The sequence below is a fragment of the Kribbella sp. NBC_00889 genome (assembly GCF_045207705.1).
Classification (GTDB): domain Bacteria; phylum Actinomycetota; class Actinomycetes; order Propionibacteriales; family Kribbellaceae; genus Kribbella.
In genome coordinates this window covers 1,972,186-1,994,115 of sequence record NZ_CP108783.1, presented here as the reverse complement: position 1 = coordinate 1,994,115, position 21,930 = coordinate 1,972,186, and the positions used below count along the sequence as shown (strand labels likewise).

Below are 21,930 nucleotides of genomic sequence, written 5' to 3'. Positions count from 1 at the left end.
AGCTCGGGCAGTGTCGAACATTAGGCACAGGACTAATCGAGGGGTAGTCTGCCCAGGTGATCACGATCAGCCTGAACGCCGGCGATGTCGGCCGGATCCGGTTCGCGCTCTCACCGGTGTGGGAGGCAGTGACCAGTGTTCGGGCGCTGAGCAACAACACCGCGCGCAGTGTGCACGGGCCGTGGCTGCAGAAGGTGCGGCCGATCATCGAGGGCCCGGATCTGACGTTGCTGAGGGCACTCATTCCGCCGGTCGGCTACATCCCCGACTTCATGACGCCGGCGCCACCCCGCAGGTCGACCAGCCTGGAGTCGGGCCTGGCCGCGATCGCCGCCACACCACACCATCTGGTGGTCAACGAGATCGGCCAGGTCCAGGCAGACAATCCGCATCCCCTGCTGCCGGACCTGATCGCTCACCCGGCCAAGGCGCTGGAGCTGATCACCTCGTCGCTGGAGACGTACTGGCGGCGTGCGATCGAGCCCGACTGGCGGCGGATGCGGGCGCTGCTGCAGGAGGATCTGGCCTTCCGGCTGGACGAGCTGGCCAGTGGCGGGCTGGAGCGGCTGTTCCGGAGCCTGCATCCGTCCGTGCGCTTCACCGGCGATCGGATCGTCATCGAGCGGCCGTTCTGCTGCCACGGCGAACCGATGACCGGCCAGGGTGTGCTGCTGGTGCCGTGCGTGTTCAACTGGCCGGCCGCGCTGGCGGTGACCGCGGCGCCGCACGTACCGACGATCACGTACCCGCCGCGCGGTCTTGGGCGCCTTTGGGAGGACCGGCAGGAGACGGCCGACTCGCCGCTGGCCGACCTGGTCGGGCGGACCCGAGCCGCGATCGTGAGTCACCTGGATCTGCCGATGTCGACGACGCATCTGGCCCATCAGCTCGGGGTGTCCGCGCCGACGTTGAGCGTGCACCTCGGCATCCTGCGGAACGCCGGTGTGGTCGATTCGCGCCGCGACGGCCGGACCGTGCTCTACTACCGCACCTCCCTCGGCAGCCAACTCCTGACCGCCGCCACTCCCTTGGCCTCTACGGCCTAACCGAAGCTGGGCGGGTCCACCTGGATTCGGACGGAGCCGGGGTTCTTCTTCGTCGTGCGCGCGGACTGGGCTTCCTTGAGCGAGCGCGCGAGGGCGGTGCCTGCCGCGCGCGGCGTACGGACCACCGCTCGGACAGTCTCGTCGTCGACGTCGACAGGGCCCAGGACCTCGAGGCCGGCCGTGGTTGGTAGCAGCGGGCGCAGCCGGGTGATGAGGTCGGCGACCGCGTCGGCAGGTCCGGTGAGTTCGGCGAGCTTTGCAGCGGGCGCGAGGCGCGCAGCCCGGCGCTCCTCGATCTCGCGCGTGGCAAAGCCTTCTGGGCTCCAACGGACGACTGCCTGCAGCGGGAGCGCCGACGGCTCACCGACCAGGATGACTGTGCCGCCGTCGCGGGCGGGCCGGACCAGAGCCGCCGCGTTGAACCACCGCCGTACTGCTTCCTCCGGCGCGCGCAGATCCGGGCGGGCGAGCATCAGCCACGTGTCGAGCAGCAGCGCCGCGCTGTAGCCTCCCTCCGCGACCGGCTCCGCGCCCGGCGTACTGACGATGAGCGCCGGTTTGTCCGGCACGACGTCCAGCACGTTATCGCCCCCCGACGTACGAACCACCAATCCGGGAAAGGCTCGCCCCAACTCCTCCGCCGTACGACGGGCTCCCACGACAGCAGCGCGCATTCGGGTGTCACCACACTCCGGGCAACGGTGGTCCGCCGCGGGCCGTCCGCAGATGCTGCAACTCGCCGGCCCGGCTCCTCCGGTACGACGCAACGTCCCGCCGCACGTCGAACACCGCGACGGCGCTCGGCACGTCTGGCACACCAGGCTCGGTAGATACCCGGCCCGCGGAACCTGCACCAGCACCGGCCCGGACCGCAGCCCCTCCCGGGCGATCTCGAAGGCCCGATGCGGCAGCCGCGCCGCGCGAGCCGCCGGGTCGCGGGCCAGATCCGTGTCCGACTCCCCCGCGATGTGCACCGCCGGAGCCGCCGCCCGGATCACACTCCGGTCCGCGATCAGCTCGTGCGCGAAGCCTGACTCGATCAACGCCGCCGAGTCCACCGACCGCGCGAACCCACCGACCAACGCCGCACACTTCTGCCGGAACGCTCGCAGCAGCAACACCTCACGAGCATGCGGGTACGGCGCCCGCGGCTCGGCGTACGAGTCGTCACCGTCGTCCCACAACGCGACCAGCCCAAGGTCCGCCACTGGCGCGAACGCGGCCGCCCGCGTCCCGATCACCACCCGCGCGGACCCCCGCAACGCCGCGAGGAAGGCGCGGTAGCGAGCGGTCGGCCCGAGATCCGCCGACAACGTGACGAACCCCGCATCCCCGAGCACCGCCGTACACGCCGCCGCCAGCCGCTCGAGATCACGCGCATCCGGCGCCAACAGCAACGCCCCCCGCCCCGACGCCGCGCACACAGCCGCGGCCTGGGCGAACGCGAGCGGCCAATCAGCCCCGGGTACGGCGGTCCAGATCGCGCGCGGCGACTCCGATCGCGCGATCGCGTCCAGGAACCCAGCCGGGTACTGCGACCACTCGGAGCGCGAGGTGGACACCGGTGGCGGCGCGGGCTGGTTGCACCGCAGCGCCTCGCCCTCGACCTTCGCGTGGCGGGGCGGCACCGCCAACCGCGTCACGTCCGCGAACACTCCGGCGTACCGATCGGCGACCGCGCGGCAGAGGTCCGCGATCTCCGGCTTCAGCACCTGCTCGGGCGACACGACCTTCCGGATCCGGACGAGCTTGCCCTCATGGTCGGACGACTCGAGCCGCTCCAGCACGAACCCGTCCAAGTCCTTGCCTGCGAAGCGCACCTTCACCCGGGCACCAGGCTGCGCCGCCGCGGCCAGATCCTCCGGCACGAGATAGTCGAACGGCCGGTCGAGATGGGGCAACGACACATCGACCGCGATCCGGGCCACCGGCAACGTCTCGGTGATGCCGGCCGGCTCCTTGATGCGGGACTTGCGAACGGTGTCCCGCAGCAGTGTCAGCTGCTCCGGCGAGTCCCCGTTCGATGTCACCGGGAAACTCTAGTCCGGTGGGACGACAGTGCGGGTGAGCACTGCCGTCCCCCTGTGGACAACTACTTGTTGATCGCGGCCTTCAGCGCCTCGACCCGGTCGGTCCGCTCCCAGGTGAAGTCCTCACCGGTGCGGCCGAAGTGGCCGTTGCGGGCGGTCTGGGCGTAGATCGGCCGGAGCAGGTCCAGGTCGCGGATGATCGCGGCCGGACGCAGGTCGAACACCTCGCGGACCGCGTCGGCGATCTTGTCCACCGGCACGGACTCGGTGCCGAAGGTGTCGACGTAGAAACCGACCGGCGCGGCCTTGCCGATCGCGTACGCGACCTGGCACTCGACCCGGTCGGCCAGCCCGGCGGCGACGATGTTCTTCGCCACCCAACGCATCGCGTACGCCGCGGAGCGGTCCACCTTCGACGGGTCCTTGCCGGAGAACGCGCCACCACCGTGCCGCGCCATCCCGCCGTAGGTGTCGATGATGATCTTGCGGCCGGTCAGTCCGGCGTCACCCATCGGGCCGCCGACCTCGAACCGGCCGGTCGGGTTCACCAGCAGCTTGTAGCCGGTCGAGTCGATGTCGAACTGCTCGAGCACCGGGTCGACCACGTGCTTCTTGATGTCCGGCGTCAGCATCGAGTCCAGGCTGATGTCGGCCGCGTGCTGGCTGGACACCACCACGGTGTCGATCCGGACCGCCTTGTCGCCGTCGTACTCGACCGTGACCTGGGTCTTGCCGTCCGGCCGCAGGTACGCCAGCGTGCCGTCCTTGCGGGCCTCGGACAGCCGCTCGGACAGCCGGTGCGCGATGGTGATCGGCAGCGGCATCAACTCGGGCGTCTCGTTCGACGCGTAGCCGAACATCAGGCCCTGGTCGCCCGCCCCCTGCAGGTCCAGCGCGTCCTCCGACGCGTCCGAGCGCGTCTCGTACGCCGTGTCGACACCCTGGGCGATGTCGGGCGACTGACTGCCGATGGCGACCTGCACCCCGCAGGACGCGCCGTCGAAGCCCTTCAGCGACGAGTCGTAGCCGATCTCGAGGATGCGTGCCCGCACGATCCCCGGGATGTCGACGTACGCCGCCGTAGTGACCTCACCCGCGACCACGACCAGCCCGGTGGTGATCAAGGTCTCCACCGCGACCCGGCTGCGCGGATCCTCGGCCAGCAGGGCATCGAGAATGGAGTCGCTGATCTGGTCAGCGATCTTGTCCGGGTGACCTTCGGTCACGGACTCGGACGTGAAAAGGCGCCTCGCCACAGTTCTCCCTCGGATTCCTCTTGTGCCACGCGGCTGTCTGCGGCAGCCGTGCGATCCCCCCAAATGCACCGACGGTTGGCGATGCATCTTGGGAAGTATGCCAGCAGTTTCGGCCCGCGTCCCGGCGACCCTCCGAATTCCTCCACTATACGGGATTCGCGGCCATATCGTGGACAGAGGGTCGGGTTTCAGGCGTGCGGACCGACCGCGACGTCGCCCACGGTGAGCGACGGTGTGCAGGCCAGGATCGCAGCCGACCGGTCCACCTCGGCTTCGAGTTGCCGGCGTCGGGTGCGGTTGAGGGAGGTGAGCGCCTCGACGGTGACGTGCACTGTCCGGCCGGCCTTCTTGTGGTGCCAGACGCCCGCGACGATGCCGTCGATCAGCACGAGCGGGTAGTTGCCGGCCTGGCCGCGGGCGAGTGCCCGGGTGAAGGCCTTGCCCGGGAACAACAGCTCTCTCGGGTAGCTGCCGACGCCGTAGGCATCGAAGTACGGCAACAGCCTGACGCCTCGCGGCGGTTCGTCGTCGAAATCACCGTCGCCTGGTGCGTGCCAGGCGGGCTGGCCGTCGAGCTGCACCTGCGGGAGGCCGGTGAAGTACGGCTTGACGAAGGTCGGCGTCGTGTTGAGCCAGCGGGCGAACTGCTGCGGCGTCGCGGGTCCGTAGGAGTGCAGGTAGCGGTGGAGAAGCTCGGTGAGCGCTGCGTCGCCGTTCATCGGCTCGAACGGCTGGAAGCGGTGCGGGTTCGAGTACGTCGTCTTGCGGCCGCGGTTGGGTCCGTAGCAGAGGACGCCGGCGTTGGCCGCGACCGAGATCGCCTGCCGCCACCGTGGCCAGTAGCCCTGGAACGCCGGCATCACCAGGTCACCCGCCCAGGACCCAGTACGCCGTACGACCTCGTCGGAGAGTTCGTCGACGGACAGGTCGTCGTGAGCGAGCGCTTCACCGATGGCGGCGATGACTTCCGCGGTCTGCTCCGGAGTCATCCGCATGAAGGGCGGCGCGAGCCCGGTCGGCAGAGCGGAGAGCGCCCCGGTCCACATCGGGAGATCGTCGAGCGGCAGGAGATGCACGGTCCCGCGTGGCCCGAACGTCTTCACGAGGCCGTCGGCCTGCTGCACCGTCTCCCGCGTGGCATCCGCGAGCCGGAGAGCCACGGACATCTCCCCCGCCGACAACACCTGGGCATGCGCCCCACACATCGCCCGTACGACGTCGACCGGAGTGGCACCGGGGTCGGTCAGGTGGTGTCGCTTCATCCGCCGGGCGACGACGGCCTGCCAGCTGATCTGCATACCGCGACGCTAACCGCCGAACAGGACAGATCCTGTCCTCTACTTCCAGTGAGCCGCGACCAGGTTCCAGATCACTCCGGCCAGCGCGTCTTTGCTGCCGGACGGGAACGGGAGGGCGCCGCCGTCGCGGTCGAGGATGACGGCGTCGTTCAGGTCGCTGCCGAAGACCTTGCCGCCGGAGACGTCGTTGACGACCAGCAGGTCGCAGCCCTTGCGCTCCAGCTTGGCGCGGCCGAGCTCCAGGACCGAGTGCTCCGCGTCGCCGGTCTCGGCGCCGAAGCCGACAATCACCTGGTTCGCCCGGCGGCGGTCGTGCGAGACCGTCTGCAGGATGTCCACGTTCTGCACCAGGTTGACCGCGGGGACCGCACCGTCCTCGGTCTTCTTGATCTTGTGCTCGGCGACCTCGGCCGGACGGAAGTCGGCCGGGGCGGCCGCCATCACGATCGCGTCCGCGTCCGCGGCGCGACCAGTGATCTCGTCGTACAGATCTCCGGTGCTGACGACCGGGACGACCTGGACGCCGGCCGGATCGGGCAGTTCGGAGTTCGCCGCGACCAGAGTGACCTTGGCGCCGCGCGCGGCGGCGATCCGGGCCAGGGCGTAGCCCTGCTTGCCGGACGAGGAGTTGCCGAGGTAGCGGACCGGGTCGAGGTGTTCGCGGGTCCCGCCGGCGCTGACCAGGACGTGCTTGCCGGTGAGGTCGGCGACCTCATGACCGGCGGCGCGGGCGGCCTCGTCGGCGAGCATCAACTGGCTGATCGCGAAGATCTCCGACGGCTCGGGCAACCGGCCGCGGCCGGTGTCCGTGCCGGTGAGCCGGCCGACGGCCGGGTCGAGCACGGTGATGCCACGGGACCGCAGGGTGGCGACGTTCGCCTGAGTGGCCGGGTGCTCCCACATCTCGGTGTGCATCGCGGCCGCGAACAGGATCGGGCAGCGCGCGGTCAGCAGCGTGTTGGTGAGCAGATCGTCGGCCAGGCCGTGGGCGGCCTTGGCGATCAGGTTGGCGGTGGCCGGAGCGACCACGACGAGCTCGGCGGCCTTGCCGATCCGGACGTGCGGAACCTCATGCACGTTGTCGAACGGATCGGCCGTCACCGGCTGACCGGACAGTGCGGCCCAGGTCGCCGCACCGACGAACTCCAGCGCACCCGCGGTCGGGACCACCCGCACACTGTGCCCGGACTCGGTCAGCCGTCGCAGCAGGTCACAGACCTTGTACGCAGCGATACCGCCGCCGACTCCGAGCACCACATTCGGCCGGCCCACGCCGGCGGACCCGGTCGCCATCGCCCGAGAACTACTCGGACTTCTCCGCGGCGGCGGCTTCCGCCTCGGCCTCGGGGTCGATGTCGGTGCAGGTCAGCACGCCCTCGTTGATCTCGCGCATAGCGATCGAGAGCGGCTTCTCCTGCACGTGGGTCTCGACCAGCGGACCGACGTACTCGAGCAGGCCTTCGCCGAGCTGCGAGTAGTAGGCGTTGATCTGCCGCGCCCGCTTGGCCGAGTACAGCACCAGCTTGTACTTGGAGTCGGTGCGGGTGAGCAGGTCGTCGATCGGCGGGGACGTGATGCCGATGGCGACGGGCTGGTTGCCAGACAAGGTCAGCTCTTTCCAGAGATGGAGGGTGATCGAATCAACTTTACCAACTGATCAGCGGCTTCCCGAACCGACGCGTTCACGATCGTCGCGTCGAACTCCTTCTCGGCGGCCAGCTCGACGGTCGCGGTCTCGAGCCGGCGCTCCCGCTCCTCCGGAGTCTCGGTGCCGCGGAAGACCAGGCGCCGGACCAGTTCGTCCCAGCTCGGCGGGGCCAGGAAGACGAACTGCGCCTCCGGCATCGACTCGCGGACCTGGCGGGCACCCTGCAGGTCGATCTCGAGCAGGGCGGGCCGGCCCTCGGCCAGTTTGTCCAGCACCGGCTGCTTCGGAGTGCCGTAGCGGGCCGCTTTGTGCACCACCGCCCACTCCAGCAACTCGCCGTCGGCGATCATCCGGTCGAACTCGGCGTCGGACACGAACAGGTAGTGCACGCCGTGCACCTCGTTCGGCCGGGGCTTGCGGGTCGTGGCCGAAACGGAGATCCAGATGTCCGGGTATCGCTCCCGGACGTCGGCGGCCACCGTGCCCTTCCCGACCGCCGTCGGCCCGGCCAGTACGGTCAGCACAGCTCCCCCGGTCGTCGACCTGTCGGTCCGGCCGGAACCGGCCGGGTTGTCTGTCTGGTTCCTCGGGTGCGTGGTCATCGTCACACCAGTGTCCAACGAGCCGCGGAGAACGTCGGTTCGGCTCACTCGGCGAATTCGCGCTCGAGCGCGGCGATCTGGTTCGAGCCGAGGCCGCGCACCCGCCGCGTCTCCGAGATCCCCGCCCGCTCCATGATCTGCTGGGCGCGGACCTTGCCCACGCCGGGGATGCACTGCAGCAGCGCGCTCACCCGCATCTTGCCGATCACGTCGTTCGTCTGCCCCTCGTGGAGCACCTCCGTCGGAGACGCTCCCGAATGCCGGATCCGGTTCTTGATCTCGGCTCGTTCACGCCGCGCCGCCGCGGCCTTGTCCAGAGCCGCCGCTCGCTGCTCCGGGGTCAAAGAAGGAAGTGGCACCGTTTCACCTGTCCCGTTGTGTGGCTTCGCAAGGGAACCTAACACGGCCACGGGCGCCTCCAGCGCCCAATCGGGGCATGTCAAGGCCCCCTGCGCGCACAGTCACCGGCCGGGCGGCGGATTGGACCGATCAGAGGGTCAGTTCAGCGCCGGGACGTCGACCTTGCAGGAGTCCTTCGCGTGCGTGCTGATCGCCTTGTACGCCGTCATGACGGTGCCGGTCTCCTTGCTCAGGCGAGCCAGTTCGACCCGGTCCGAGCCCGCCTTCTGGGCCTTCTCGGCGAAGCCGACCACGACGCCCCAGTCGTCCTTCACGTCCGCGGGGGCAGAATCGCGCAGCTTCTTGGCGTCCTCGAGGATCTTCACGTAGTCGGCCGGCTTCTGCGGGTCGACGTTCACCGCGTTGGCGGCGTACCCGGCGAGGTCGACGCAGTAGGCCTGCTCCTCGGTGCAGGCGGTCAGCGTGGCGGTACCGGCGATGACGGTTGCGGCCAGGGCGAGGGTGCGCTTCATGCCTGCCGAGGCTACCGGCGGTGATCAAATCATCAGAAACGAATACTTTCCGCAGCCGCGCCCGACCGGACGGCGCGGAAGAGGACGGCGGGGACGGCCGCCGTCCTGGCGGGTCAGCCGTCGATGGTGACCTTGCAGGTGTCCTTGGCCTGCTTGCCGATCGCCTCCATCGCGGGGGTGATCTTCTCGCCGTCGCTCTTGGCCAGCTCGGTCAGCTTGTCCATGTCGCCGTTCGCGTCCTGGGCCTTCTCGGCGTAGTCGAGCACGATCTTCCAGTCGTCCTTCAGATCGTCCGGCGCCGACTTGGACACCTTCTTCGCCTCGTCGAGCATCTTGCCGACCGCCTCGGAGTCCTTGATGTCGAGGTTCTTGGCCGCCTCGGCGTAGTTCTGGAGCTCGCTGCAGTAGTCGCCACCCGAGCACGCCGTCAGCGCGCCGACACCCATGGTCATTACCGCCGCGAGGGCCGCCACCTTACGCAATTGCATTCCTTACTCTGCTGCGAGGAGACCGTCACTCCCCGTCAGCGGACACCCTTCCGGACGGCGGGGTCAAACGGACGGACCAGGATCGCGACGGCGTTCGCGGTCACGATCACCGCGATGGCGATCCAGTCGATCGGGCCGAGGTGCTGATCGAGCACGACCAGGCCGACCATGGCGGCCAGCACCGGGTTCACGCTCATGAAGACGCCGAAGAACTGAGCCGGCACCCGGCGCAGCGTCAGCAGGTCCACCAGGAACGGGACCGCCGACGACAGCACCCCGGCGACCAGCGCGTACGACACCGCCGCAACCGTCGGTGGGTGCTGCCAGAGCACGAACACACCGATCGGCACGTACACCAGAGCGGACACCCCCGCCGCCGCGGCCGATCCGGTCGCGCCTGGCAGCTCGCGCCCGACGACCCCGTTCAGCAGGATGTAGCAGGCCCAGCAGACGGCAGCGAGCAATCCGAGCCCGATACCGACGTAGTCCGACGTCGCCTGCGGCCTGGTCAGCAGCAGGACCGCCGGTGCGGCAGTCAGCGCACACAGCAGGTCGACCATCCGCCGCGATCCGATCAACGCGACCGCCAACGGCCCCAGGAACTCCAGCGTCACCGCCAGCCCGAGGCCGATCCGGTCGATCGCCGTGTAGAGCGACAGGTTCATCACCGCGAACACGGCGGCCAGCGCCAGCACCGCGCGCCATTGCCGCCTGGTGATCGTCCGTAGCTTCGGCCGCCCGACCGCGAGCAGCACCGCCCCGGCCATCCACTGCCGGACAGCCACCACGCTGACCGGTCCGATGACCGGAAAGGCGAGCGCGGCGACCGACGCACCCACCTGAGTCGACAGCCCGCTCCCGAGCATCATCGCTACCCCACCCAGCCGACCTCTCTCCATCCTCAGAGGTTCCGTGCCGCCGCGCCTTCGGCAAAATGCATCGGCGCAGCCATCTATACGCTGGGGTTATGGATCTCGAGCTCCGGCACCTGCGGTGCCTGGTCGCCGTGGTGGACACCGGGACGTTCACCGACGCGGCGATCGAGCTGGGCGTCTCGCAGGCCGCGGTGTCGCGGAACCTCTTGGCGCTGGAGGGCCGGCTGGGTGTTCGGCTGCTGCACCGGACGAGCCGGTCAGTGACGCCGACGACCGCGGGCGTGCAGGTGCTGGCGCGGGCTCGCCAGATCCTCAACGACGTCGACGAGTTGGTGGCTGAAGCGACGACCGGGCACAGGCGGTTGCGGATCGGGCATGCGTGGTCGGCGATGGGACGTCATACGGCCGAGTTCCAGCGGCGATGGGCCACCGAGCATCCAGAGATCGAACTGCAGCTGATCCGGACCAACACGTCGACCGGCGGACTCGCCGAAGGACTGTGCGACCTCGCGGTCGTCCGCACCCACATCGACCTGCGCCGGTTCGCGCACACCACAGTCGCCCAGGAACGCCGGTACTGCGCCCTGCCCGCCGACGACCCGCTCGCCCGCAAACGCACGGTCACCCTCGACCAACTCCGCGACCGCGTCCTGGTGATCGATCGAAGGACCGGCAGTACGACGGCCGACCTCTGGCCCGAGGAAGCACGCCCACGGATCGAGTACACGCACGACGTCGACGACTGGCTGTCCGCCATCGCCTCCGGCCGTTGCGTCGGCGTCACACCGCAGGCGACGACAACGCAGTACCGCCGGGACGGCGTCGTCTACCGTCCGCTCCGCGACGCACCGCCGGTCGACGTCCACCTGATCTGGCACCGTCAGGACCCGCACCCCGCGACCCAGGCTGCAGTCGACCTACTGTCCGGCCTGTATCAGGAGTCCAAGAGCTCGACCAGCTGACGGCGGTCGTTCACGCGGCCCCAGAAGACCTCCCGGACCTGCTCGATCCCGCCCACCGGCCAGCGCTCGGCGACCCGCTTCACGTCCGGATCCTCGATCGCCGCAGCGAGCGCGCCCGGGAAGTCGGCCCAGACCACCCTGAACGGCCGCCCACACATCCGCTCCACTCCGAGCTCCAGTGGCGGCGTAATCTCCAGCCGGTTGTGGAGCTCCCCCACTGCCCGGTACGCCGCCATCAGCGCCTCCTCACGCTCCTGCCACGAAGTAGCCCGCAGCACGTCGCGCAACATCGGACCCACCGTCGGGCCACAGGACAGCCGGCTGAACGCCGTACCGAACCACTTCCGGTACGGCGCGTAGTCCCGCTCCAGCAGGAAACACAACTGCATCAGGTCCTGCACGAGCTGCGCCCCGATCACCGCCGACCCGAGCTCGTCCCCGGCATACCCGGCTCGCCCGATCAGATTCATTTCCGGATGGACCCGCCACCAGGCCGCGATCATCAGGTAATACCAGACATCGCGCGGGTAATACGCCAGCCGATCGCGCACATCCTGCAACCCGAGCTCGTCATGAAAGACACCACCGGCCGTCTGCATTCGCAGGATCTGCTCCGGGAATGTCAGCCAATCCCGGACCGTGAGTTCCCGATCCGGATCGAATCCCAACTGCTTCTGGTAGTACGACCGGAGCGTGTGGACCTCGACGAAGGAGGGCCGCCCCTCGAACTCGTCCGGCACCTCCGGCTCCAGCGTGACGCCGTCCTGAACGAACAGCAGCGCCCGGGGCTCCCAGTTGTGGTCCCCCGACATCTCGTCGTCGAACCCGAGCACCTCCGAGCCGCGTCCCATCAGCCCCGCACTGTGTGGCACGTCGACCACCGGTCGCACCTTCTCCTGATAAAACCGCCGGCTCAACTCCAACCCAGAAATGAACATGCCGAAAAGATCGCACGCCAGAGCCACGGAATACAAGAAAAAACACCAAATGGCGCGAAATTCATCGCGCCATTTGGTAAATCAAATTCTACCGAACAAACCGGCCTTTGTCAGTAACCCAGCACCGTCCGGAACGCATCGTTGGCCCGGTCGGCGGCATCCTTCAAACCGGAGGCCGAGGGACCGGCACCGAGGATCTCCCGCGAGCTGGACGGTACGACGTTGCGCACCGCCGCCCCGAACACGGCGGCCAGGCCCTCGGCGGTGCCGCCCTGGGCGCCGAGCCCGGGCGCCAGCAGCGGACCGTTGATGTCGAGGACCTCCTCGGTCGGCTTGATGGTCGCGCCAACGACCGCACCGAACGACCCCAGCCCCTCAGCGCCGGCGTTGAGCGACCGCAGCCCGTCCAGTACGGCGCCCGCCACCGTCGGACCGTCCGCGGTCCGAGCCGACTGGAACTGCGGTCCCTCCGGATTCGACGTCAACGCGAGCACGAACAGACCGGCGCCGGACTCCCGGGCCACATCGATGGCCGGCTGCAGCGACCCGAACCCGAGGTACGGGCTGACTGTCAACGCGTCGCACGCGAGCGGCGCCTTCTCCGCGAGGTACGCCGCCGCGTACCCATCCATGGTCGAGCCGATGTCACCGCGCTTGGCGTCGATGATGACCAGCGCACCGGCCTCCCGCAGCCGGATGGTCGCCTGCTCGAGAACGGCGATTCCGGCCGAGCCGAACCGCTCGAAGAACGCCGACTGCGGCTTGAACACCGCAACCCGGTCCGCCAGCGCGTCCACTACGCCGTACGTGAACGACGCGAGGCCGTCCGGGTCGTCGGGCAGATCCCAGGCGGCGAGCAGATGTGCATGCGGGTCGATGCCCACGCACAGCGGGCCGCGGGTGTCCATGGCGGCCCGGAGCCGGGCGCCGAAGGGTTGGTTACTCATCTCACTCCCCGATTGATCTGACGGACAAGGCCGGGGCCGCGGTAGATCAGCCCGGTGTAGATCTGGACGAGACTGGCTCCGGCGTCGAACAGCCGGGCCGCGTCGGCGGAGTCGAGAATGCCGCCGACACCGATGATCGGCAGGGTTCCCCCGGTCTCCGCATGGATGTGGGCGACCGTCTTGGCCGCCGTCTCGGTCAGCGGCCGCCCGGACAGGCCGCCGGTCTCCGACGCCAGCGGGTGCGACTCCACCCCGGGCCGGCCGATCGTGGTGTTGGTGGCGATGATCCCGGCAATGCCGACCTCGGTGCAGACCTGCAGCAGTTCGTCGATCGCCGACGAGGTCAGGTCCGGCGCGATCTTCACCAGGATCGGCTTCCCGTCCAGACCGCCGACGCTCAACGACGAAGCCTCGGCCCGCAGCGCCGTCAGCAGCTCGCGGAGGTGCCCGGCATCCTGCAGGGAGCGCAGCCCCGGCGTATTCGGCGACGACACATTGACCGCGAAGTAGTCGCCGTACCGGTAGAGCCGCCGCAGCGACGTCACGTAGTCCTCGACGGCATCCTCGAGCGGGGTCACCTTCGACTTCCCGATCGAGACGCCCAGCGGATAGCCGAGCGGTCCGTACGCCGCCAGCCGGGCAGCGAGTGCCTCGGAGCCCAGGTTGTTGAACCCCATCCGGTTGATCACGGCCTCGTGCTCGACCAGCCGGAACAGCCGCGGCTTCTCGTTCCCGGGCTGCGGGTGCGCGGTGACGGTGCCGACCTCGACGAACGCGAACCCGAGCGCCCGCCAGGCCGGCAGTGCGATCCCGTTCTTGTCCATGCCCGCGGCCAGGCCGACAGCACCCGGGAAGCGCACTCCGAAGACCGTCCGCTCCGAGCCGGTCTGGAAACGCGACATCAAGCGGACGGCACCCGGAACGCGGCCCAGCCGTCGCAGGGCGTTGAGCGTCTGCTCGTGCGCGACCTCGGCGTCGCCCTTCCCCAGCCGGTACAGGACCGGCCGGACGACGCGGCTATACACCGCGGATCCTCGGCACCCAGTCCTGCAGCGACCGTACGCCGATGTCACCGGCCCGCTGCGCCTCGATCCCCTGCACCGCGGCCGCCAGTCCCTGCACCGTGGTGATGCACGGGATGTTCCGGGCCACCGCGGCACTGCGGATCTCGTATCCGTCCAGCCGGGGCGAACCGCCCTGGGTGATCCCGATCGGGGTGTTGACGATCAGGTCGAGTTCGCCGTCGTGGACCATCTGGACGATGGTCGGCTCGCCGTTCGGGCCCGGACCCTGGCTGTTCTTGCGGACCGTGATCGCCTCGACCCCGTTGCGGCGCAGTACGTCGGCCGTCCCGTCGGTCGCGTAGATCTCGAAGCCCAGATCGGCCAGCCGCTTCACCGGGAAGATCATGTGCCGCTTGTCCCGGTTCGCCACCGACACGAACACCTTGCCGGCGCCCGGCAGCGGCTGCGACGCCCCTGCCTGCGACTTGGCGAACGCCGTACCGAACGTGTCGTCGATACCCATCACCTCACCGGTCGAGCGCATCTCCGGCCCGAGCACGGTGTCCACCGACCGGCCGTCGACGGTCCGGAACCGATTGAACGGCATCACGGCTTCCTTCACCGCGATCGGCGTGGACGTCGGCAGCGTCCCGCCGTCGCCCTCGGCCGGCAGCATGCCCTCGTCGCGCAGCGACGCGATCGTGGCACCGAGCATCACCCGGGCCGCCGCCTTCGCCAGCGGCGTCGCGGTCGCCTTCGACACGAACGGCACCGTCCGGGACGCCCGCGGGTTCGCCTCCAGCACGTACAGCACGTCACCGGCGAGCGCGTACTGCACGTTCAACAGACCCCGTACGCCGACGCCGCGCGCGATCGCCTCGGTCGACTGGCGGATCTTCTCGATGTCCGCGTTCCCGAGCGTGATCGGCGGCAGCGCGCAGGACGAGTCACCGGAGTGCACCCCGGCCTCCTCGATGTGCTCCATCACGCCACCGAGGAACAACTCCTCGCCGTCGAACAGCCCGTCGACGTCGATCTCGACCGCGTCGTCGAGGAACCGGTCGATCAGCACCGGATGCTCCCACGATCCTGTGCCACCGCTCAGCCGTCCCAGCGCCGCGGTCAGTTCGGCCTCGCTGTAGACGATCTCCATCCCGCGGCCGCCCAGCACGTACGACGGCCGCACGAGCACCGGGAACCCGATCTCCTCGGCGACCTCACGCGCCTCGTCGGCCGACATCGCCGTACCGTGCTTCGGCGCCGGCAGCGCCGCGTCCGCGAGCACCTTCCCGAACGCGCCCCGCTCCTCGGCCAGGTGGATCGCCTCCGGCGACGTACCCACGATCGGTACGCCGGCGTCCGCGAGCCGCTGGGCCAGACCCAGTGGCGTCTGCCCGCCGAGCTGCACGATCACCCCGGCGACCGGTCCGGCCTGCATCTCGGCGTACACGATCTCGAGCACGTCCTCGCAGGTGAGCGGCTCGAAGTACAGCCGGTCCGAGGTGTCGTAGTCGGTCGAGACCGTCTCCGGGTTGCAGTTCACCATCACCGTGCAGTAGCCCGCGTCGCGCAGCGCCATCGACGCGTGCACACAGGAGTAGTCGAACTCGATCCCCTGCCCGATCCGGTTCGGCCCCGACCCCAGGATCAGCACAGCCGGCTCGGTCCGCGGCGCGACCTCGGTCTCCTCGTCGTACGACGAGTAGTGGTACGGCGTCTCGGCCTTGAACTCGGCCGCACAGGTGTCGACCGTCTTGTAGACCGGCCGGATCCCGAGCGCCTGCCGGACCCCGCGGACGACGTCCTCCGTCAGCCCCCGGATCTCGGCCAGCTGCCGGTCCGAGAACCCGTGCCGCTTCGCCAGTCGCAGCACCTCCGGCGTGAGGCGCGGCGCGGCCGCGGTCTGCAGGGCGATCTCGTGGATCAGGTAGAGCTGGTCCACGAACCAGGGGTCGATCTTCGTCGCATCGAAGATCTGCTCCGGCGTCGCCCCGGCCCGGATCGCGTCCATCATGGTCCGCAACCGGCCGTCGTGCGGCGTCTTGATTGCCTCCAGCAACGGTTCGAGGTCGGTCGCGGGCGAGCCGGCCCAGGAGAACCGGGCCTCCGGCTTCTCCAGCGAGCGCAGCGCCTTCTGCAGTGCCTCGGTGTAGTTGCGGCCGATCGCCATCGCCTCGCCGACGCTCTTCATGTGCGTGGTCAGCGTGGCGTCCGCGGCCGGGAACTTCTCGAACGCGAACCGCGGCACCTTCACCACCACGTAGTCCAGCGTCGGCTCGAAGCTGGCCGGCGTCTGCCGGGTGATGTCGTTCGGGATCTCGTCCAGGGTGTAGCCGATCGCCACCTTGGCGGCGATCTTGGCGATCGGGAAGCCGGTCGCCTTGGACGCCAGCGCGGACGAGCGCGACACCCGTGGGTTCATCTCGATCACGATCAGCCGGCCGTCGGCCGGGTTCACCGCGAACTGGATGTTGCAGCCGCCGGTGTCGACGCCGACCTCGCGGATGATGCCGATGGCAAGATCCCGCATCACCTGGTACTCGCGGTCGGTCAGCGTCATCGCCGGCGCGACCGTGACCGAGTCGCCGGTGTGCACGCCCATCGGGTCGACGTTCTCGATCGAGCAGATGATCACGACGTTGTCGGCCTTGTCGCGCATCACCTCCAGCTCGTACTCCTTCCAACCGAGGATCGATTCCTCGATCAGCACCTCGGTGGTCGGGCTGGCCTGCAGTCCGGCGCCCGCGATGCGGCGCAGGTCCGCCTCGTCGTACGCCATCCCGGAGCCGACGCCGCCCATCGTGAACGACGGCCGCACCACCAGCGGGTAGCCGAGCTCACCGGCCGCACCGAACACGTCGTCCAGCGTGTGGCAGATCCGCGACCGCGCGACCTCCGCGCCGAGGTTCTCGACGATGTGCTTGAACGACTCGCGGTTCTCGCCGCGCTGGATCGCGTCGACCGACGCACCGATCAGCTCGACGCCGTACTTCTCCAGTACGCCGTTCTCGTGCAGAGCGATCGCCGCGTTCAGCGCGGTCTGGCCGCCCAGCGTCGCGAGCAGCGCGTTCGGGCGCTCCTTCTCGATCACCTTCTCGACGTACTCCGGAGTGATCGGCTCGACGTAGGTGGCGTCGGCGAACTCCGGGTCCGTCATGATCGTGGCCGGGTTGGAGTTGACCAGGACGACCCGGAACCCCTCCTCGCGCAGCACCCGGCAGGCCTGGGTGCCGGAGTAGTCGAACTCGCAGGCCTGACCGATCACGATCGGGCCGGAGCCGATCACCAGGACCGACTCGATGTCTGTACGCCGCGGCATCAGGCCCGCCCTTCCATCAGCTGAACGAACCGGTCGAAGAGGTACGCGGAGTCGTGCGGACCCGCCGCCGCCTCAGGGTGGTACTGCACCGAGAACGCCAGCACCCGGCCGTCCTTCCCGGTGAGCTTCAGCCCTTCGACCACGTTGTCGTTGAGGGAAACATGGCTGACTTCAGCCGTTCCATACTCGGTCTCGACCGTCTGCTCGATCGGCGCGTCCACCGCGAAGCCGTGGTTCTGCGCGGTGATCTCGACCTTGCCGGTGGCTCGGTCGAGCACCGGCTGGTTGATCCCGCGGTGCCCGTACTTGAGCTTGAACGTGCCCAGTCCGAGCGCCCGGCCGAACACCTGGTTGCCGAAACAGATCCCGAAGTACGGCTTGCCCCGCTGCAGCAGGGCCTTGAGCAGGTCCGTCGGGTGCTCGGTGGTCTCGGGGTCGCCCGGGCCGTTGCTCATGAAGATGCCGTCCGGGTTCACCGCCAGCACCTCCTCCAGCGTCGCGGTGGCCGGCAGGACGTGTACCTCGATGCCGCGCTCGGCCATCCGCTTCGGCGTCATCGACTTGATCCCGAGGTCGAGCGCGACCACGGTGAACCGCTTCTCGCCGTCGGCCGGGATCACGTAGGGCTCGAACGTGGTGACCTCGGAGGCAAGGTCCGCACCGACCATCGGTGGCTGCTGCAGGACCTTGTCCAGCAGCGCGTCCGGGTCGAGGATCTCGGTGGAGATCCCGGCCCGCATCGCGCCGCGCTCGCGCAGGTGCCGGGTCAGTGCCCGGGTATCGATGCCGGAGATCCCGACGATGCCCTGGCCCTTGAGTTGGTCGTCCAGCGAACGCGTGGCGCGCCAGTTCGACGGCACCCTGGCCGGGTCGCGAACGACGTACCCGGCGACCCAGATCCGCTGCGACTCGTCGTCCTCGTCGTTCACGCCGGTGTTGCCGATGTGCGGTGCGGTCTGGGTGACGATCTGGCGGTGGTACGACGGGTCGGTCAGCGTCTCCTGGTAGCCGGTCATCCCGGTGGTGAACACCGCCTCGCCGAACGTCTCGCCGGTCGCCCCGTACGACGTACCGGTGAATGACCGGCCGTCCTCCAGGACCAGCAGTGCGGGCTGGCTCATCTTTGCTCGACTCCGATCACGGTCGCGATGGTTTCGGTCAGCGGTGCGGTGTCTGCCTTGCGGCGGGGACGGAAGCCGGTGTCGAGCTCGCGACCGTCGTGGTTCCAGGTGACCACCACCAGGCCGGACTTCTCCGCGGTCACCTTGCCGGCGATGCCACGGTCGGTCCGGACGGCGGTCAGGTGGTCCGCGGGGATGAACACATCCGCCGCGCCCTGCCGGTGGAAGATCAGGCCGGCCTCGCTGACGGCCAGGTCCGCGATACTGCGGACGCCCAATTCGTGCACGGCGATCCGGTCCATCCAGTCGCCGGCCGAGGTGGTGGCGACGTAGATGCCCTCCACGCCCCGTTGATTGAACAAGTTCTTGTCGTTCTCGGGCACTGCGGGCAGCGGTGCCAGCTCGGCCTGCCGGGCCTGGCGGTTCCGCCAGCCCCGGAGCATGCCGTAGTACGCCAGCGCGAGCACCAGCAGCGTGCCGAAGATGCCCAGGAAGGCCTTCACCGGGCCGGCTTTCCGTGCAGGACGGTCGGCGTACCGCGCAGGAACGTGGCCACCACCCGGCCCGGCAGGGTCATCCCCCCGAACGGCGAGTTCCGCGACAGCGACGCCGACTCCGCCGGTACGACGGTCCGCTCGACCGCCGGATCGATCAGTACGACGTTCGCCGGCGCACCGGCCTCGAGCGGACGGCCGTGGTCACCGATCTGGCCGATCTCGGCCGGGCGGTAGCTCATCCGGTCGGCCACCTCGGCCCAGGTCAGCAGCTTGGTGTCGACCATCGCGTGCTGGACCACACTCAGCGCGGTCTCCAGACCGATCATGCCGGGCGACGCTGCGCTCCACTCGCAGTCCTTGTCCTCGATCGGGTGCGGCGCGTGGTCGGTGGCGACGATGTCGATCGTCCCGTCGGCCAGGCCCTCGCGGACCGCCTCGACGTCCTCCTTGGTCCGCAGCGGCGGGTTCACCTTGTAGACCGGGTTGTACGAGGCGGCCAGATCCTCGGTCAGCAGCAGGTGGTGCGGGGTGACCTCGGCGGTCACGTCGAGACCGCGTCGCTTCGCCGCCCGGACGATCTCCACCGAGCCCTTGGTGGACAGGTGGCAGATGTGCAGCTTCGAACCGACGTGCGCGTTCAGGAGGATGTCGCGAGCGATGATCGCCTCCTCCGCGACACTCGGCCAGCCGGTCAGGCCGAGGACGCCGGAGAGCGCTCCTTCGTTCATCTGCGCGCCCTGGGTGAGCCGCGGCTCCTGCGCGTGCTGGGCGATCACGCCGCCGAACGCCTTCACGTACTCCAGCGCCCGGCGCATCAGCGCGGCGTCCCAGACACAGTCGCCGTCGTCGGAGAACACCCGCACGCGCGCGGCCGAGTCCGCCATCGCGCCCAGTTCCGCGAGCTGCGACCCCTGCCGGCCGACCGTGACCGCGCCGATCGGGAACACATCGGCGTACCCGCCCTCGCGGCCGAGGCGCCAGACCTGCTCGACGACGCCGGCGGTGTCGGCGACCGGGTCGGTGTTGGCCATCGCGAACACCGCGGTGAATCCGCCCAGCGCGGCGGCGCGGGTGCCGGTGAGGACGGTTTCGGCGTCCTCGCGGCCGGGCTCGCGCAGGTGCGTGTGCAGGTCGACCAGCCCGGGCAGCGCGATCAGGCCCTTGGCGTCGATCGTCTCCACGTCCGCCGGCGTCTCGAGGTTGGTGCCGACAGCAACGATCTCGCCGTTGTCGATCAGCAGGTCCGCCACCTCACCGCCCAGGATGTTGGCTCCGGTGATCAGGTACGCGGTCATGCGGTCTGCTCCTCAGTGGTTTCGTTGCTTCCGGACAGCAGTAGGTACAGCACGGCCATGCGGATGGCCACTCCGTTGGTGACCTGCTCGACGATCACCGAGCGGGTCGAGTCCGCGACATCGGCGCTGATCTCCATGCCGCGGTTCATCGGGCCGGGGTGCAGCACGATCGCCTCGTCCGGCAACTGCGCCATCCGGTGCACGTCGAGCCCGTAGCGGCGGGTGTACTCGCGAGCGCTCGGGAAGAACGCGTCGTTCATGCGCTCCCGCTGCACCCGCAGCATCATCACCGCGTCGCTCTTCGGCAGCGCCGCATCCAGGTCGTACGACGTGACACACGGCCAGCTCGTCATGTCGACGGGCAACAGTGTCGGTGGCGCGACCACGGTGACGTCCGCGCCGAGCGTGGACAGCAGCAGCACGTTGGACCGGGCGACGCGGGAGTGCAGTACGTCGCCGACGATCGTGATCCGGCGACCCTCCAGCGAGCCGAGGTGACGGCGCATGGTGAACGCGTCGAGCAGCGCCTGGGTCGGGTGCTCATGGGTGCCGTCGCCCGCGTTGACCACCGAGCCGGTCATCCAGCCCGAGGTGGCGAGCAGGTGCGGCGCGCCGGACGAGCCGTGCCGGCAGACCACGCCGTCGGCGCCCATTGCCTGCAGGGTGAGCGCGGTGTCCTTCAGGCTCTCGCCCTTGCTCACACTGGAGCCCTTGGCGGAGAAGTTGATCACGTCGGCGGACAGCCGCTTGGCCGCCGCCTCGAACGAGATCCGGGTCCGGGTGGAGTCCTCGAAGAACAGGTTCACCACGGTCCGGCCGCGCAGCGCTGGCAGCTTCTTGATCGGGCGGTCGGCCAGCGACCGCATCTCCTCGGCGGTGTCCAGGATCAGGTGCGCCTCGTCCCGGCTCAGATCCCCCGCACTCAGCAGATGCCGCATCATGCCTTCGCCCCCGTTCCGGTCTTGTCCGCGATCAGGACCGCGTCGGCTCCGTCGTACTCGGTGAGGTGGACGGTGACGCGCTCGACCAGGGAGGTCGGCAGGTTCTTGCCCACGTAGTCGGCGCGGATCGGCAGTTCGCGGTGGCCGCGGTCGACCAGGACCGCGAGCTGGACCGCGCGCGGCCGGCCGATGTCGCCGATCGCGTCCAGCGCGGCCCGGATGGTGCGGCCGGAGAACAGCACGTCGTCGACCAGCACCACCACCTTGCCGTCGATGCCGCCGGGCGGGATGTCGGTGTGCTCCAGGCCACGGGGTGGTTTGAGCCGGATGTCGTCGCGGTACATGGTCACATCGAGTGACCCTGTCGGTACGCTCTGCCCCTCGACCGCCGCGATCCGGTCGGAGACACGCCGGGCCAGGCCGACGCCTCGGGTGGGGATGCCGAGCAGGACGACCGGGTCGGCACCGCGGTTGCGCTCGAGGATCTCGTGCGCGATCCGGGTCAATGCCCGGGAAATGTCGGAAGCGTCCAGGACCGTGCGGGGCGCCGGTTTCGGCGCGGCCGCGAAGTCTGGGGACTCTGCGCTGTGGGCAGGGCTCATCGCTACCGTTCCTCCTTTCCCGCCTCTCTGGACGGGTCTTTAAAGGACGTTCGGACCGCTTGACATGGTATCGGATGTGACACGCCGTCTTGACGCTGGCCTCTGGCCCGGAATATTGTTACTCTGTGTAATCGAGGGGGTTTCACCGACCGGCCCGTTCCGGCAGGCCGGACCAGACGAAACTAGTCG

Annotated in this window: 21 protein-coding genes; 2 read left to right on the top strand and 19 right to left on the bottom strand. The window is 69.3% G+C overall.

Annotated features, from left to right (window positions below; genetic code table 11):
- Positions 1-56 precede the first annotated feature (56 nt).
- Positions 57-1,046, top strand: coding sequence for a helix-turn-helix domain-containing protein (locus OG817_RS09810; RefSeq protein WP_393382141.1), 990 nt, complete (start codon positions 57-59; stop codon positions 1,044-1,046).
- Here OG817_RS09810 and OG817_RS09805 read toward each other — a convergent pair.
- From OG817_RS09805 to OG817_RS09760, 10 genes are all read right to left on the bottom strand, one after another.
- The gene (locus tag OG817_RS09805) at positions 1,043-3,076 is read right to left on the bottom strand and encodes a primosomal protein N' (RefSeq protein WP_406053359.1); all 2,034 of its coding nucleotides are present in this window, start codon (positions 3,074-3,076) and stop codon (positions 1,043-1,045) included. The two genes, OG817_RS09810 and OG817_RS09805, sit on opposite strands and share 4 nt — an antisense overlap.
- Before the next feature lie 62 nt (positions 3,077-3,138).
- Positions 3,139-4,332, bottom strand: a complete 1,194-nt coding sequence (gene metK / locus OG817_RS09800) for a methionine adenosyltransferase (RefSeq protein WP_406053358.1) — start codon at positions 4,330-4,332, stop codon at positions 3,139-3,141.
- Positions 4,333-4,520: 188 nt separating this feature from the next.
- The gene (locus OG817_RS09795) at positions 4,521-5,630 is read right to left on the bottom strand and encodes a winged helix DNA-binding domain-containing protein (protein ID WP_406053357.1); all 1,110 of its coding nucleotides are present in this window, start codon (positions 5,628-5,630) and stop codon (positions 4,521-4,523) included.
- Between the two features lie 39 nt (positions 5,631-5,669).
- Positions 5,670-6,923 carry a bifunctional phosphopantothenoylcysteine decarboxylase/phosphopantothenate--cysteine ligase CoaBC gene (coaBC, locus tag OG817_RS09790; protein ID WP_406053356.1) on the bottom strand — a complete coding sequence of 418 codons (1,254 nt, stop codon included), beginning with the start codon at positions 6,921-6,923 and terminating at the stop codon, positions 5,670-5,672.
- A 10-nt stretch (positions 6,924-6,933) separates the two neighbouring features.
- Positions 6,934-7,236 carry a DNA-directed RNA polymerase subunit omega gene (rpoZ, locus tag OG817_RS09785; RefSeq protein WP_130388473.1) on the bottom strand — a complete coding sequence of 101 codons (303 nt, stop codon included), beginning with the start codon at positions 7,234-7,236 and terminating at the stop codon, positions 6,934-6,936.
- Between the two features lie 2 nt (positions 7,237-7,238).
- Positions 7,239-7,880 carry a guanylate kinase gene (gmk, locus tag OG817_RS09780; RefSeq protein WP_406053355.1) on the bottom strand — a complete coding sequence of 214 codons (642 nt, stop codon included), beginning with the start codon at positions 7,878-7,880 and terminating at the stop codon, positions 7,239-7,241.
- Positions 7,881-7,924: 44 nt separating this feature from the next.
- The gene (gene mihF, locus OG817_RS09775; RefSeq protein ID WP_132320042.1) at positions 7,925-8,239 is read right to left on the bottom strand and encodes an integration host factor, actinobacterial type; all 315 of its coding nucleotides are present in this window, start codon (positions 8,237-8,239) and stop codon (positions 7,925-7,927) included.
- Between the two features lie 138 nt (positions 8,240-8,377).
- Positions 8,378-8,752, bottom strand: coding sequence for a hypothetical protein (locus OG817_RS09770; protein WP_131353643.1), 375 nt, complete (start codon positions 8,750-8,752; stop codon positions 8,378-8,380).
- Positions 8,753-8,865: 113 nt separating this feature from the next.
- Positions 8,866-9,225, bottom strand: coding sequence for a hypothetical protein (locus OG817_RS09765; RefSeq protein WP_396393630.1), 360 nt, complete (start codon positions 9,223-9,225; stop codon positions 8,866-8,868).
- A 50-nt stretch (positions 9,226-9,275) separates the two neighbouring features.
- Positions 9,276-10,139 carry an EamA family transporter gene (locus OG817_RS09760; RefSeq protein ID WP_406053354.1) on the bottom strand — a complete coding sequence of 288 codons (864 nt, stop codon included), beginning with the start codon at positions 10,137-10,139 and terminating at the stop codon, positions 9,276-9,278.
- Between the two features lie 68 nt (positions 10,140-10,207).
- Here OG817_RS09760 and OG817_RS09755 point away from each other — a divergent pair, with 68 nt between their 5' ends.
- Positions 10,208-11,077, top strand: coding sequence for a LysR family transcriptional regulator (locus tag OG817_RS09755; RefSeq protein WP_406053353.1), 870 nt, complete (start codon positions 10,208-10,210; stop codon positions 11,075-11,077).
- Here the strand turns inward: OG817_RS09755 and OG817_RS09750 are convergent.
- From OG817_RS09750 to pyrR, 9 genes are all read right to left on the bottom strand, one after another.
- Positions 11,050-11,958 (bottom strand): DUF4037 domain-containing protein, encoded by a 909-nt coding sequence (locus OG817_RS09750; protein ID WP_406053352.1) that lies wholly within the window; start codon positions 11,956-11,958, stop codon positions 11,050-11,052. The two genes, OG817_RS09755 and OG817_RS09750, sit on opposite strands and share 28 nt — an antisense overlap.
- Positions 11,959-12,125: 167 nt before the next feature.
- A complete protein-coding gene (gene pyrF / locus OG817_RS09745) occupies positions 12,126-12,962 on the bottom strand; it encodes an orotidine-5'-phosphate decarboxylase (protein WP_406053351.1) in 837 nt (278 codons plus the stop codon).
- The gene (locus OG817_RS09740) at positions 12,959-13,987 is read right to left on the bottom strand and encodes a quinone-dependent dihydroorotate dehydrogenase (RefSeq protein WP_406053350.1); all 1,029 of its coding nucleotides are present in this window, start codon (positions 13,985-13,987) and stop codon (positions 12,959-12,961) included. The genes pyrF and OG817_RS09740 overlap by 4 nt, the downstream gene beginning before the upstream one ends.
- Positions 13,980-17,285 (bottom strand): carbamoyl-phosphate synthase large subunit, encoded by a 3,306-nt coding sequence (carB, locus tag OG817_RS09735; RefSeq protein WP_406053349.1) that lies wholly within the window; start codon positions 17,283-17,285, stop codon positions 13,980-13,982. The genes OG817_RS09740 and carB overlap by 8 nt, the downstream gene beginning before the upstream one ends.
- Positions 17,285-18,406 (bottom strand): glutamine-hydrolyzing carbamoyl-phosphate synthase small subunit, encoded by a 1,122-nt coding sequence (gene carA, locus OG817_RS09730; RefSeq protein WP_406053348.1) that lies wholly within the window; start codon positions 18,404-18,406, stop codon positions 17,285-17,287. Before carA ends, carB begins: the two co-directional genes overlap by 1 nt.
- On the bottom strand, positions 18,403-18,909 hold the full coding sequence (locus tag OG817_RS09725) for a hypothetical protein (RefSeq protein ID WP_406053347.1): 507 nt from the start codon (positions 18,907-18,909) through the stop codon (positions 18,403-18,405). Before OG817_RS09725 ends, carA begins: the two co-directional genes overlap by 4 nt.
- The gene (locus tag OG817_RS09720; protein WP_406053346.1) at positions 18,906-20,198 is read right to left on the bottom strand and encodes a dihydroorotase; all 1,293 of its coding nucleotides are present in this window, start codon (positions 20,196-20,198) and stop codon (positions 18,906-18,908) included. The genes OG817_RS09725 and OG817_RS09720 overlap by 4 nt, the downstream gene beginning before the upstream one ends.
- The gene (locus OG817_RS09715; protein ID WP_406057415.1) at positions 20,195-21,136 is read right to left on the bottom strand and encodes an aspartate carbamoyltransferase catalytic subunit; all 942 of its coding nucleotides are present in this window, start codon (positions 21,134-21,136) and stop codon (positions 20,195-20,197) included. The genes OG817_RS09720 and OG817_RS09715 overlap by 4 nt, the downstream gene beginning before the upstream one ends.
- Positions 21,136-21,741, bottom strand: a complete 606-nt coding sequence (gene pyrR / locus OG817_RS09710; RefSeq protein WP_396393216.1) for a bifunctional pyr operon transcriptional regulator/uracil phosphoribosyltransferase PyrR — start codon at positions 21,739-21,741, stop codon at positions 21,136-21,138. The genes OG817_RS09715 and pyrR overlap by 1 nt, the downstream gene beginning before the upstream one ends.
- Positions 21,742-21,930: the final 189 nt, after the last annotated feature.

Coding starts and splice junctions, on each gene's coding strand:
- OG817_RS09770 (WP_131353643.1), bottom strand. CDS start 8,752: ATGAAGCGCACCCTCGCCCTGGCCGCAACCGTCATCGCCGGTACCGCC.
- OG817_RS09755 (WP_406053353.1), top strand. CDS start 10,208: ATGGATCTCGAGCTCCGGCACCTGCGGTGCCTGGTCGCCGTGGTGGAC.
- pyrR (WP_396393216.1), bottom strand. CDS start 21,741: ATGAGCCCTGCCCACAGCGCAGAGTCCCCAGACTTCGCGGCCGCGCCG.
- OG817_RS09760 (WP_406053354.1), bottom strand. CDS start 10,139: ATGGAGAGAGGTCGGCTGGGTGGGGTAGCGATGATGCTCGGGAGCGGG.
- OG817_RS09795 (WP_406053357.1), bottom strand. CDS start 5,630: ATGCAGATCAGCTGGCAGGCCGTCGTCGCCCGGCGGATGAAGCGACAC.
- carA (WP_406053348.1), bottom strand. CDS start 18,406: ATGAGCCAGCCCGCACTGCTGGTCCTGGAGGACGGCCGGTCATTCACC.
- coaBC (WP_406053356.1), bottom strand. CDS start 6,923: ATGGCGACCGGGTCCGCCGGCGTGGGCCGGCCGAATGTGGTGCTCGGA.
- OG817_RS09715 (WP_406057415.1), bottom strand. CDS start 21,136: ATGCGGCATCTGCTGAGTGCGGGGGATCTGAGCCGGGACGAGGCGCAC.
- pyrF (WP_406053351.1), bottom strand. CDS start 12,962: ATGAGTAACCAACCCTTCGGCGCCCGGCTCCGGGCCGCCATGGACACC.
- OG817_RS09720 (WP_406053346.1), bottom strand. CDS start 20,198: ATGACCGCGTACCTGATCACCGGAGCCAACATCCTGGGCGGTGAGGTG.
- carB (WP_406053349.1), bottom strand. CDS start 17,285: ATGCCGCGGCGTACAGACATCGAGTCGGTCCTGGTGATCGGCTCCGGC.
- gmk (WP_406053355.1), bottom strand. CDS start 7,880: ATGACCACGCACCCGAGGAACCAGACAGACAACCCGGCCGGTTCCGGC.